General features: G+C 54.6%; 10 protein-coding genes. All 10 read right to left on the bottom strand.

Annotated features, from left to right (window positions below; genetic code table 11):
* Nucleotides 1-8: 8 nt before the first annotated feature.
* The 10 genes from IEY39_RS11455 to IEY39_RS11500 all read right to left on the bottom strand — a co-directional run bounded on the left by IEY39_RS11455 (nucleotide 9) and on the right by IEY39_RS11500 (nucleotide 12,271).
* Nucleotides 9-644 carry an alpha/beta hydrolase gene (locus tag IEY39_RS11455; RefSeq protein ID WP_188931539.1) on the bottom strand — a complete coding sequence of 212 codons (636 nt, stop codon included), beginning with the start codon at nucleotides 642-644 and terminating at the stop codon, nucleotides 9-11.
* Between the two features lie 3 nt (nucleotides 645-647).
* Nucleotides 648-1,586 (bottom strand): ring-cleaving dioxygenase, encoded by a 939-nt coding sequence (locus tag IEY39_RS11460; protein ID WP_188931541.1) that lies wholly within the window; start codon nucleotides 1,584-1,586, stop codon nucleotides 648-650.
* A gap of 6 nt (nucleotides 1,587-1,592) precedes the next feature.
* Nucleotides 1,593-1,895, bottom strand: a complete 303-nt coding sequence (locus tag IEY39_RS11465) for a hypothetical protein (protein WP_188931543.1) — start codon at nucleotides 1,893-1,895, stop codon at nucleotides 1,593-1,595.
* Nucleotide 1,896: 1 nt separating this feature from the next.
* Nucleotides 1,897-2,646, bottom strand: coding sequence for a pirin family protein (locus IEY39_RS11470; RefSeq protein ID WP_188931545.1), 750 nt, complete (start codon nucleotides 2,644-2,646; stop codon nucleotides 1,897-1,899).
* A 52-nt stretch (nucleotides 2,647-2,698) separates the two neighbouring features.
* Nucleotides 2,699-4,951, bottom strand: coding sequence for an alpha-N-acetylglucosaminidase (locus tag IEY39_RS11475; protein ID WP_188931546.1), 2,253 nt, complete (start codon nucleotides 4,949-4,951; stop codon nucleotides 2,699-2,701).
* Nucleotides 4,952-4,963: 12 nt separating this feature from the next.
* Nucleotides 4,964-6,619, bottom strand: coding sequence for a RagB/SusD family nutrient uptake outer membrane protein (locus tag IEY39_RS11480; RefSeq protein ID WP_188931547.1), 1,656 nt, complete (start codon nucleotides 6,617-6,619; stop codon nucleotides 4,964-4,966).
* Nucleotides 6,620-6,647: 28 nt separating this feature from the next.
* Nucleotides 6,648-9,902: a TonB-dependent receptor gene (locus IEY39_RS11485; protein ID WP_188931548.1), complete on the bottom strand. Its 3,255-nt coding sequence runs from the start codon at nucleotides 9,900-9,902 to the stop codon at nucleotides 6,648-6,650.
* 228 nt (nucleotides 9,903-10,130) lie between these two features.
* Entirely contained in the window at nucleotides 10,131-11,366 is a 1,236-nt protein-coding gene (locus tag IEY39_RS11490; RefSeq protein WP_188931550.1) for a FecR family protein, read from the bottom strand.
* Between the two features lie 75 nt (nucleotides 11,367-11,441).
* Complete coding sequence (locus IEY39_RS11495; protein WP_188931552.1) at nucleotides 11,442-11,999, bottom strand: RNA polymerase sigma-70 factor; 558 nt, start codon at nucleotides 11,997-11,999, stop codon at nucleotides 11,442-11,444.
* Nucleotides 12,000-12,037: 38 nt separating this feature from the next.
* Nucleotides 12,038-12,271, bottom strand: a complete 234-nt coding sequence (locus tag IEY39_RS11500) for a CDGSH iron-sulfur domain-containing protein (RefSeq protein WP_188931554.1) — start codon at nucleotides 12,269-12,271, stop codon at nucleotides 12,038-12,040.
* Between the last annotated feature and the right edge of the window lie 91 nt (nucleotides 12,272-12,362).

Raw genomic sequence — 12,362 nt, forward strand, 5'->3', positions numbered from 1 at the left:
TTCCAAATTTATTTTTTTAGGGCGGCGGGGGCGAACACGGCTTGAGCAGCATCGGTGATCTCGGAGTTGGTGATGGTGTGCCCCATGCCGGGATAGATGCGCTCGGTGACGGCGGCATTCATTTTCTCCAGCAGCGCGGTAGAATCGTGCACCCTGCTCACCGGTACATGAGGATCGGGGTCGCTGGTACCGATGAAGATCGGGGTCCCACCGAAGTCGCCGGTATAGTGGTGTGGATAGAGCCGATCGCCGATGAGTCCACCGGTGAAGGCCGCGACGCCGCCATACCGGGTGGCGTTGCGGGCCACAAACTCCAGGGTCAGGCATGCGCCCTGGGAGAAACCAACAAAATAGATGTTCTCGTTGGTAACCCCTTGTACATTGATATCGGTGACGAGCTGCTTGAGGACATGAAGGGCGCCGGTGAGCCAGGGTTCATTCTGCTGGATAGGCGCCATAAAGGAATAGGGATACCAGGAATGGGCGGCGGCTTTTGGCGCGAAGAGGGCGAAGTCCTCTACCGGGAGGGCGTCGGCCAGCGAAAGGATATCTTCAGCCGAACCGCCGCGGCCGTGCACCATGATCAGGGCCTTGCCCGAACCAAGAAGGTCTTTTCCTGCTGTGATATAGTCGAGGGTATGCATAGGTTAGTTATGAAGGGTGGGTAAGGATTTTTCGATGTTCTCGCGTGAGGATTCGTATTGCACCGGAAGTTTGAGGTGGGTGCCCAACTGATCGAGGGGTTCATCGACGGTGAAGCCGGGGTTGTCGGTCGCCAGTTCGAAGAGGACGCCGCCGGGTTCGCGGAAATAAAGGGAATAAAAATAGTCCCGGTTGATCTTTGGGGTGATATGCAGGCCGCGGCTAAGGATCTTCTCGCGGAATTCCATTTGTACTTCTTCGTTTGGTACGCGGAAGGCAACGTGGTGGTTGGTTCCGCCGCCGTTGAGGCCGCGGTTGCCCTTGGGCGCTTCGACCAGGTCGACAATGGATGCTGTGGTGCTGAGGGGCGAAATGAAACGATAACGATCACCCTCTTGTTCTTTGAGTTCGAAGCCAAAGATATCGGTGAGGATCTCAGCGGTTGGTCTTATGGTTTTGAGGGTAAGGGTGACGCTGTGGAATCCCTTTGTGGCCGCGGCAGCTGTTACTTCCGCCGTCGTCCAGGGCTGGCGATCGTCACCATATTTCGATGCAATGAAATCGATGTTCAGGCCATCGGGGTCCTGGAAAGGCAGGTAGGTCTCCCCAAAGCGCTGGGCAACGGGGCCTTGCTGGATGTTGTGCTGTTTGAAGCGGTCGGCCCAGAAGGCAAGGCTGTCCGTTGGTACGGAGTAGCCGATCTCCGTGGCCATACCCGTACCGGTGCGGCCGCCTACGATGCCCTCCCAGGGGAAAAACGTGAGGATGGTGCCGGGGGTGCCGGTCTCATTGCCATAATAGAAATGATAGGTTCCCGGATCATCGAAGTTCACCGTCCGTTTGACCATGCGGAGGCCGAGTGTTTTGGTATAAAAATCATAGTTGCGTTGAGCGTCGCCGGCAATGGCGGTGATATGATGGATGCCTTTTATTGTATTGTTCATGTCGTTTTATTTTGTGGCGAGAATGCCGAGTATTTCGTTTTCCAGTAATCCGCTGCCGCCGCCAAAGTGGCGGGTGACGACGACGGCGGCATCGAGTTGTGTCAATCGCTGCCGCAGGTTCTCTTCTTCCTGTGCAGAGAAGCCTGCGCAGACAAATACGATGGTGTAAGGCTTCGCTTTGAAAGCATTTATGGCTTCCTGTTCGGTTGTGGCGATGGTGGCATGCCAGCCTTCGTGGGAATTGATGAGTCTTTCCACCACTTGGAGGATAGCTGCTTCGCGACCCACGGCGAGGATATTGATGTCCATGTTATTGAATGTTGTTTTTCATCGGGACGTCCATGATAAGGATGCGGGAGCCCTGTTCTGCTGCTTCGAGATCGATGCTGTCCGTGCCGGTGATGCCAAGGCCGTCGCGGGTATCGAGACGCTGACCGTTGTAGAGGAAGGCGCCGTCGATGACAAAAAGGTAGATGCCGTTGCCGGGTTTCTTCAGGTCGTAGGCGATTTTTCGACCTGCGTCGAAGGTTCCCATGTGGAACCAGGCATCCTGGTAGATCCAGGTGCCGTCGTTGGAGGGTTTGGCCTGGGTTGAGCCAGGGTACGGATAGATAAGCTGCTGGAGGGCGTTGTGCTCTTTGTGCGGATCGAGCCGTACCTGGTCGTACCGTGGGGTCACGTTGAGCTTATTGGGGTAGACCCAGATCTGGAGGAATTTGACGAGCTTGTCGGGGTCATTGTTGTATTCGCTGTGGAAGACGCCACTGCCGGTGCTCATTACTTGGATCTCGCCTGCGCTGACCACCTCTTTGTGGCCCATATTATCCTGGTGGACCAGGCTGCCTTCGAGGGGAATGCTGATGATCTCCATGTTGTCATGGGGATGGGAGCCAAAGCCTTTGCCGCCCTCTACCCTATCGTCGTTGAGTACCCGAAGGACGCCGAATTGCACGCGTTGAGGGTTATAATAACCGGCGAAGCTGAAGGATTGGAAACTGTTCAGCCAGCCATGGTCGGCGTGACCGCGGGTGTTTGCTTTATGTAAGATGGTATTGGTCATATGTTTTTTTTATGACACAAAGGTACCACCTTACCCGTCCCACCCCATTAACCTAGTTTAAGACTGCCTGCCGGTACTTCCGATAGAGGTCGAGAGCTATTTGTCGGCTGTCGCCGACGGGGACGGTGGGGGACGATCGTTGGGTGTTGACCCATTGCCATTCCCAGGCGCGGATGGTGTTCTCAAAGCCGGCGGTGTCGGGTGGGATACCCTGCCGAAGGGATGCGCTGAGCAGTTGGAAGAATTGCTGCCAGCGGGGCTTGTAGAAATCATCGAGCAAGCCGCTCCATTGCCGGTTGGCATATTCATGCAGTGGACTGTTGGCATCGCCCCAGAGGGTGATGAGATCGCGGGCATTCCTTTCATAAACCTGTTTTTCACCGGGGGTGATGCCGCAGTTGCGGGCGGCGGCGATCCAGGGGCCGAGCAGGAAGTCTTTGCGGGTGGCCAGCAGGCGATCGATATCGTCGATAAGTTCGAGGAATTCATGGCTATAGCGGGTGAAGGCTGCGGTATCCTTTGCATGAAAAGCGTCTACCCATTTCTTTTGCAGGGGAGTAGCGTAGTTGGCGAGCACCTGGCGGGTAACATCGGTGAGGTCAAAGAGGAAGCCATCTGTAAACTGCCTGTTGCTGCCAGCGGCGCGGATGAAGCAATCCCAGGCAGGCAGAAGGTCTTGTGGAGGATAGTTGAGCTTTGTACGGGTCCAGACCGTGGTGGAGTCGAAAGTGGGGCGGCCCGTGATGATGGATTCGGCGCCATCACGGATCTCGCGGCCATTATAGACCGTATGGCGGAGGATGTCCCAGGCCTTCACCAGGCTGGTGTCGCTATAACCATATCGATTGCGGATATAGCGGGGAAGCCACTCCTGCAGTTGGATGGGGTCTTTTTGCCAGACGTGGTCCATCATCAGCTCGTAAATCACGGGATTCTGTTCGATGGCCTCCATCGTGAGGCCTATACCCGACAATTTCCCGGAAGCCGTGTCGGCGAGCGCCAGGGCCGGTGAGGCGGCAACGCCATCCATTCTGCCGAAAAGGTTGACATTTCCGCCAAAGTTGTTCAGCATACACCAGATCCAGGGTTTGCCATAGAATGCGCCGCTTCCAGCGGCTCCTGATGCGTTTGTCCGTTTCCAGACGGGTTCTATCTCGGCAGCCAGGTCGAGCAGAAGCATATGGTTGTCAGCAACGGCATCCAGCAGGGCTTTTATCTGCGGCGCCTTCCAGAATTTCCGGTCGCTATAGAACAGCCAGCCCTGCATCACCCAAACGGCGGCGGGGTCGGCCGATTGCATCCCTTCGGCCAGTCGCCTGCTCAGGGCGGAAAGATAGGCGGGATCGTCCGAAGGCGGGTCGTTCTCATTGAAGGTGTCGGAAGAGTAAAAATGATCGGTGCCGAAGAGGCGGGTCTGGGTTTCCAGGAATTTCTTTCCGATGACGGCAAACAGCGAATCCGATGGATCGAGCAGCCAGGTGTCGTCAAATCCGTTGTGCCAATTGGTCCGCCGGAGCTTCGCCGTGGGAAAATGGGCCTTGAAATCCGCAGGTACATGGCCGGTGAAGGCAGGAAGGACGGGTTTCATGCCCAACTGCCGCTCGCGTTGCAGGATCCGGCGTTGCAGGTCGCGATGGGTTTCCATCCAATGCATAGGAAGGGGCCCGCCCCAGCCGTCGAGGTTGCCCATCCAGAACCAGGCAAAGTAGGCCGGTCCGCAAAAAAAGGGTTGCAGTTCGGCGTCGGAGAAGCCCATCTCTTTGTAAACTTCATACCAGGTGTATTCTTCGCCGGTGATGGAAAGCGGCATATTGATGCCATGGAGGGCCATCCAATCGATCTCTTTTTCCCAGCGGGGCCAGTCCCAGAAGCTCATGCTATAGTTGAAAGTGCAGTAGTTGAGGTAGTATCGCCAGGTATAGGGGGAGGCTTTGCGGACGATGTTGGGGATGGGCGGCAGTTGCGCGGGAAGGTGAAGGTTAGTGCCATTCCAGGTGATCTGGCAGTGGCAATATGTTCCAAGATAATAATAGAGCGCGGAGGCGATGGCTACCCCGTTATTGCCGCGAAGGATGATGCGGCTGCCGCGGGATTGCAGCTCGAAAGTGTCGCAGGACGGGCGGGGTAATGCTTCAATGATAAAGCTGCCCGCATGCGCCGGGAGGATGCGCTGGATGAGGGCGCGGGAGGCTGCTGTATCGAGTTGCGACCAGGCGAGCCTGGGGGTAAGCAGGAGAAGGAGGCAGAGAGTTAAAAAGCCCCGGGGCGGCCATCCGCGCCCCGGGGTATAACGACTATTTATCATGGTTTATCAATCTCAGTATCCTGGGTTTTGGGTCAACGCCGGGTTCACCGTGAGGGCGTTGGTCGGAATCGGGAAGATGCGGTGGTTCGGGTCCGAATCCGTTTTGAAACCCCAGGATCCTTCAAATTTACCAAATCGGATCATATCATTCCGGTGCCATCTTTCCTGGGTGAATTCCCGGCAGCGTTCGTTGTACACGGAGTCCAGGGTGACATTGGTCCAGGCGGGTGAGGTCGTCCGGACTGCCCGCAGGGAGTTGACCAGTGACAGGGCAGTTTGTCCGCCGGTGGCTGTTCCACCGCGGAGGATGGCTTCCGCCTTCATCATGATGATATCGGCGTAGCGGAAGACGGGGATATCATTGTTCTGGTTGCGGTTGGGGGAGGTCCAGTCAGGATAGAATTTGATATCGCGGTAGCCCATGTTCCAGGCCACTTCGTCGTTGCCGCAGTCGAAGGAAGTGACGCTCTGGCGCAGCACGACATTCGGCGTCAGGTTCAGCTGATACGTGTAGGGGTTGTTGTTGCCGGCATAGGTGATGGCATCATACCCTGCATAAGTCGTCGTGATCGTGATCGGAGTGACGCCGTCGTGCTTGTATTGCAGGCCGGTGAGCCACTGCCCGTTGCGGACATCGTTCGCATCATAGAAATACGCGTAGAAGGAAGGGATAGTGCTTGCGGGAGCACTAGGAGTATAAGGCAGGGAGAAGAAATTATATCCACCACCGGCAGCAACTTTGCCCATGCTGCGAGGCACGTCATAACGTGCTTGAATATTCACGCCACGGAAGGGCCAGGGGCTGTTGTTGAAATTGGGGTCAAATGGAATAGCGAAGATGAACTCGTTCTGGCTGCCTACGGATGTCGGTCCGTTGGTAGGATAGAACATCTGGAGGAAGTTGGCGCGTGAAGAGAAGGAGAACAGGCCCGAATTGATGATCGCGTCGCAGGCGGTGATAGCATCGTTGTAGCGGGCAGTGCCGGTGTAATATTCCGCGTTGAGATACAACTTGGCCAGCAATGCGTAGGCCGTCCATTTGTTGGCGCGGCCATAGGTGGATGTGTTGTTGGCGCTATTGAGATAAGGCAGGGCTGCATTGACCTCGCTTTCGATGAAGCTGAACACCTTTGCGCGCGGAACATTGGCGTGGGGCGTGAAGTCGCCGTAAACGGTGTCGATGGGAACGTTGCCGTAGTTATCCATCATCCAGAAATAGGCCAAGGCCCGGATCATTTTTATTTCGGCCAGGTTCTGATTCTTCGATGCGCCGGCCGTCTCGGTCTTTTGCAGGATGGAGAGGGTCTGGTTGGCCACGCCGATGATGGTGGAAAGCCAGTACCAGTTGCCGTTGACGTATCCATTGTCCTTGGTATACGTATGATAGTGCATCTGCTGGTTCTGGGCGCCGTCGTACCAGTTGCCGCCTCTTGCCGGCATGATCGATTCGTCGGTGCTAAGCGTTTGCTGCATGTAGAATTCCACTCCATAGTTACCCCGGAGAACGACATAGACAGGGCCGGAAGCAGTGATAAAGGAAGCGGAATCCGAAGGATAGACATCGGGAGTAAGCTCCGTCGTCACCGGAACCTCCACTTTATGGCAGGCGGAGAAAGCCGCCAGGAGAAGCACCGGTGTAATTATATATTGAAAGATCGACTTTTTCATAATGCTCTTTTTTCTCAGTTTTTAATTTTTAGAAGGTTACGTTTACGCCTACTAAAACCGTACGGGTCTTCGGATAGAAGTTGTTGTAATCCACACCCGGCGCGATGCCGCCCAGGTTGACCTCGGGATCGATGCCTTTATAGCCGGTGATCACGAACAGGTTGTTCACCGAGGCATAGGCCCTTAGCCGTTTGATATAGGGGCTTATATTCTTGAAGTTGTAGCCCAGGGTGGCGTTGTCAAACCGCAGGTAGCTGCCGCTCTCGATGAAGCGGGTAGAGTATTTGTATGAATTAATATCGGCGACGGATTCATTCTGTGCATCCACCAGGATATTGCCGTACTGGGCGGTAGCGGGCCTGAACAGATCGGCACGGGTGGCATTGAAGATCTTGTTGCCGAATGTTCCGCGCAGAAAGATATTCAAATCCCAGTCTTTGTAGTGGAAGGTGTTGGCCCAACCTGCGATGAGTCTTGGTTGTGCATCACCCGCGTAATGATAGTCTGTTCCAATGGCAGGTGAGGTGGTGAAGCCCTGGCCCGAACCGGAAAGGTATTGGGAGATGCCGCTGGCATTTTTCCCGGCATATTGCAGCGTGAAGAACTGGCCCAGCGGGTGTCCCATCTTCAGCAATTCCAGGGTGCTGCCGGACTGCCCTCCGCCTTCCGGATCGGCAGCGGCTACGGAGTCGCCACCGGAAAACAGCGGATTTTTCAAGTTGGTGATCCGGTTGGTATTATGAGCGAGGTTGAGCGTGCTCGTCCAGCTGAAGTCGCTGCTCTTTACCACGGCAGCCGTAAGGCTTAGTTCGATACCCTTGTTGTTCATGCTGCCACCATTGGCGACGATGGTACCCGTGGGCACCAGGATGGGGTCGACTTTATAGTTCCAGATCATGCCGTCGGTGTTCTTATTGTACCAGTCGATAGAACCGGTGACCCGACTATTGAGGATAGCGAAGTCGACGCCGATGTCAGTGGTAGTCGTTTTCTCCCAACGAAGGTTGGCGTTCTGCGCCTGCGTAGGTCCATAGGCTGCGACGTTAGCCCCGTTGTAATAGTAAGTACCAACGAGACCGGAGATGGACTGGGCGGTGAGGGCGTTGAAGCCGCTGGAATTACCGGTGACCCCGTAACTCCCCCTGAGCTTCAGGTCGGCGAAGATCTGTTGATCGCGCATGAAACTCTCCTGGCTGATGCGCCAGGCGCCGCCGACGGAGGGGAACCAGCCCCAGCGGTTGTTGGCACCGAATACCGAGCTACCATCATGCCGGATGGAACCCTGAATGAGGTATTTGTCGTTGAAATTGTAGTTCAACCGGCCGAAGTCGGAGATGAGCCGGGTGTTCGAATAGATATCGGAGCCAAAGTTTATCGGCGTCCCATAGGCATAAGGGTTGGAGATGGCCAGGTTGTTGTAGCCGATATTGTTTATGGGGAAATTGTAGGTTGTGGCCTGGAAGCCGTCGCCGAGGGTACTGCCCTGGTAGGAGTAGCCTACCACGGCATTGATGCTGTGATCGCCGAACTTCCGGTTCCAGGTGAAATAGGTCTCGAGTATCTTATTGACATTGCTATAAGATTGCCGGGTTGCCTGACCGTTGGTGCCAAAGCTCTGCAGCTGGTGGCCGGCCAGCCCCGGATCGGGGTTGTCGTACATCCCGCTGTAGTTGTTGGTAAAATACGAATCCAGGTATTGGCCCAACAGGGTGGACTGGTTCATATACGCCAGGTTGAGGTCGTATGTAAGGCCGAAGGGTAGTTTTACCTGGGTGGTGAAATCGGCCATCAGGATGTTGGTCTTTGTATTCTTCTGGCTGTGGTTCATCATGGCCACCGGATTGTAATAGCCGGAGGTGTTGAAATTCTCGAAATAGCTGCCGTCGCTGTTCTTTACGGGAGAAACGGGCAGGTAGAGGGCGGATTGGAGCAGGACGGTATTCCGGTAAGGGATATCATCGGCGCTGCTATTGGAGTTGATGACATTGAGCCCGAATTTCACCTTGTCGTTGAGGGCATATTGTTCTACCGACAGCCGGGCGATGAGGCGCTGGAGGTCACTGTTGTTGAGGATACCTTCCTTGTTGGCGTAGTTGATGCTGGCGATGTAGCTGCCATGTTCGTTGCCACCGCTGAAGGACAGGTTGTGATTGTGGGACCAGGCCGTCCTTTCAATGGCCTTTTGCCAATCCGTATTGGCGCCCTTGTCGTCATTCGGTGAGAAGCCTTCGTTATTCTTTGTCAGGAATGCCCGTAGCTGAGTGGCATTCATTACGTTGAGCCGGCTGGACACCTGTTCGGTGCCTACATAGCCGCCATAGCTGGTCTGCAGATTGCCTGACTTGCCTTTGCGGGTGGTGACGATGATGACACCTGCGGCGGCGCGGTTACCATAGATGGCGGTGGCGGCAGCGTCTTTCAATACATCGATGGAGGCGATATCATCGGGTGCGATGAGCGAGATGTCTGCTCCCGGCACGCCGTCGATGACATAAAAAGGCGCCTGGTTGCCGTTGAGGGTAGACGTACCACGGAGGACGACGGCCGCGGGGGCATTGGGGTCGCCGTTGGCGGTGATGTTGAGGCCGGGGACCTTACCCTGGAGCAACTGGCCGACATCGGTGATGGCGCCTTTGTTAAGGTCTTCGTTCTTTACGGTCGTGATGGCACTGGCCAGGCTTTTGCGTCTGGCGCTGCCATAACCGATGACGGCTATTTCGTTGAGGGAGGAGTTGGTCTCGGTAAGATTGATGGCGAAGGAGGTCTGCTCCCCTACCCTTACTTCACGGGTGTCATAGCCTACATAGGAGAAGATGAGCACGTCCTGCTTGCTGACGCTGAGGGTAAATTCCCCGTTGTCATCGGTGATGGAGCCCTTCCCGGTGGCCTTGATGGTTACGGTTACTCCACTCAGCGGTTTGCCGGCGGCCGTTGTGACTTTCCCCTTTATAATGATGGGGGGTGGAGCCGGAGCCGCCGGCTGTACCACCTCGCGGGGGCGGATCACCACCGTCTGTTCGACGATGACGAATTCGAAGGGTTGGTTCTCGAAACATTTGGCCAGGGCTTCCTGCAAGGTAGCGTTCCGCAGGTCGAGGGTGACCTTTGCCGCCTTGTCAAGCTCCCTGGTCTTATACCAGAAGGAATAACCACTTTGTTTTTGGATCTCCCGGAAAACCTTTGCCAGCGGAGCTTCCTTCACCGACAGGGAGATGTTTTGCGAGAATCCATTGGCGGAGACATGAATACAGGCTGCAATCATTAAAAAAGCCGTCAATTTCATTACTAGCCAGATTTTTTTTAGGGGCCGGGGAGCATCGTTAGAGGATAAGGGTGGGGTTCCCGGTCCGATTTGGCAATAAGCAGTCGGAATCATAATTTTGATTGGTTTGAGTTAACAATAAACAGTTGCGCTAAAAATTGTTTACAACAGCTGACTCAGCCTCCGCCGGGGACGCCTCCAACGTTCCCGGTTTTTTGCTTTTATCAGCAGTATCTTCTTTGGTGTGTGTTATTTCACGATGATCTTGTTATTCGAGATCGTCACTTGTACATCACTTAATTTAAGAATTTTCAATACCCCCGAAAGACTGGTGTTCCGGGATACGCGGCCGGTGAACCGGTCTGTAGGGACAGGGCCTTCGTACACTACATCGACGTCATACCACCTGGCTATCTGCCGCATGATGACAGGCAGCTCTTCATCGCCGAATTCGAATACACCATCTTTCCAGGCTGCGGCTTTCTCGACGTCGGCGCCGGGTATCGAGCGGATGGCGCCATCCTTCGACAATTGGGCCTCCATTCCGGGCTGCAGCAGGGCGGTATTCTTCCCTTTGCTGACCTTCACTGCCCCCTCGAGAAGGGATGTTCGAACCGCAGTCTCATCGGAATAGGCATTGATATTAAAATGCGTACCTAATACATCTATGACCATCGGATTGGCGTCACCCAGTTGGTTGGCGCTGAGCACCCGGAATGGCATGGCTGCATTCTTCGCTATTTCGAAATAGGCTTCGCCGGTGATTTCTACTTCGCGGGTTGCCCCCGGAGTCTTATTAAAGGCGGTGGGATAGCGGATGGAAGATGCGGCGTTGAGCCAGACTTTGCTGCCATCGGGGAGGACCAGCCGGTATTGGCCACCCCGGGGCGTGGAAAGGATATTGTAAGCAACGGTATTGGACTCTTTTTGGTTGCTTTGACCATTACCGGCAAGCATTTTATATTGTAAGGCGCCGTCCGCCGACTTCACCACCTGCGTGTTACCCTGTTTCGCCAGGTTGCCGTTGTGGGCGTTGTCCAGCGTGATGGTCGAGCCATTGGCGAGGGTAAGGATGGCTTTGTTGCTGCCGGGCAGAACATCTGTAGGAGCAGTTGAAGCCGGCTTTTGAAGGGCGATAGGCGCTTGCAAGGGAGATTTCCGGGTAAGGAGCATGGGAATCAGCAAAGCCATAACGATCACGGCTGCTGCGGCAGATAGTTTCCAGCCGCCTATGCGGCGGAGCAAACCTTTTTCCCTTTGGACGGGGGGAGATCCGTCTCCCGAGATGCGCTGCCGGATGGTGGCCAGCATGCCGGTTTCCAGCTCCTTTATGACAGGTTCGAATTCGGGGGTCAACAACAGCTCCTGATCGTCGAATCGTTGATACCAGTCAATGAATTCCTGTTTTTCTGTTTCTGTAATGGAGCCCTTGATCCATTTATCTGCCAGCTCGAGTACCCGTTTGGAATAAGGTAAATCGGTCATAGAGGCTATTTTAACGTATAGCCAATCGAAAAAGGCCGTTCCCTTAGTCGGTGTTAAAAAATAATTAAAAGATCTTTAAAATAAAAAGAAGAAGAGATGGCTGAGACCGGTGCGTAATTTCCGGAGGGCATTGGCCAGATGGGCTTCCACCGTCTTTTCGGCAATGCCCAATTCCGAGGCGATCATTTTTTGTGAATAGCCTTTGTCGCGGCTAAGCTGGAAGACGATGCGGCATTTTTCCGGCAGGGCTCTGACCAGGGTGGCTAGCTGATCTTGCAGCTCATGGAATTGGAGTTGATCATCCGTATTTTCAGTAGCCTCGTTCCAATTTTGGGAAAGCCGGTTCTGGAGGCGCTGTTGCCGGTCCTTACGCGCCAGCCGGTTGATCACCTCGTATTTTGCGGCGGCCGAGAGGTAGGTGTTGAGCGAATAATCGAGTTGGAGGGAATGCCGCTTATTCCACAAATGACAGAAGATATCCTGGACAATCTCACGGGCTTCCTCGGTATTTCCCAGGCGGTGCATAACAACGACGAACAGCTTCCGCCAATACCGTTGATAAATTTCGGTAAAGGCGGCTTCATCGTCGCTTTTTAGCAAGAGCAGCAGTTGATTGTCCTGGTTTGTTATCATCAGGCAAGACGTTCCCCATAAAGATATAAAAAAATATATTATTTTTTTGGTTCGGCCTTGGGCGGAAGATCAAAGGCGGTGGCGTCGTGTTCGAAATGACCTTTGTGGGAGCCGTCGCAAAAGGGTTTGTTTTGCGAGCGGCCGCAGCGGCAGATGCTGACGATCTCGCGGCCACCCAGGCCATAAGGTGTTCCATTGCGGTCGATGATCTCGAAATCTCCTTCCAGTTTGATTGAGCCGTTGCTGTTGACAGTGATCTTTGTGGTGGCCATATGCTTTTGATCCGATTTTGGTTTGGGGCCAAAAATAGGGGAATTAATAATTCGGTGAACCGGATTCCATCCGGTTTAGCGATATTCATCG

Origin of the sequence: Puia dinghuensis (assembly GCF_014642875.1) — a bacterium.
Classification (GTDB): domain Bacteria; phylum Bacteroidota; class Bacteroidia; order Chitinophagales; family Chitinophagaceae; genus Puia; species Puia dinghuensis.

Bases quoted from the DNA above. Each gene is read 5' to 3' on its own strand.
- IEY39_RS11455 (WP_188931539.1), bottom strand. From the start codon at position 644: ATGCATACCCTCGACTATATCACAGCAGGAAAAGACCTTCTTGGTTCG.
- IEY39_RS11470 (WP_188931545.1), bottom strand. From the start codon at position 2,646: ATGACCAATACCATCTTACATAAAGCAAACACCCGCGGTCACGCCGAC.
- IEY39_RS11485 (WP_188931548.1), bottom strand. From the start codon at position 9,902: ATGAAATTGACGGCTTTTTTAATGATTGCAGCCTGTATTCATGTCTCC.
- IEY39_RS11490 (WP_188931550.1), bottom strand. From the start codon at position 11,366: ATGACCGATTTACCTTATTCCAAACGGGTACTCGAGCTGGCAGATAAA.
- IEY39_RS11495 (WP_188931552.1), bottom strand. From the start codon at position 11,999: ATGATAACAAACCAGGACAATCAACTGCTGCTCTTGCTAAAAAGCGAC.
- IEY39_RS11475 (WP_188931546.1), bottom strand. From the start codon at position 4,951: ATGATAAATAGTCGTTATACCCCGGGGCGCGGATGGCCGCCCCGGGGC.
- IEY39_RS11480 (WP_188931547.1), bottom strand. From the start codon at position 6,619: ATGAAAAAGTCGATCTTTCAATATATAATTACACCGGTGCTTCTCCTG.
- IEY39_RS11465 (WP_188931543.1), bottom strand. From the start codon at position 1,895: ATGGACATCAATATCCTCGCCGTGGGTCGCGAAGCAGCTATCCTCCAA.
- IEY39_RS11460 (WP_188931541.1), bottom strand. From the start codon at position 1,586: ATGAACAATACAATAAAAGGCATCCATCATATCACCGCCATTGCCGGC.
- IEY39_RS11500 (WP_188931554.1), bottom strand. From the start codon at position 12,271: ATGGCCACCACAAAGATCACTGTCAACAGCAACGGCTCAATCAAACTG.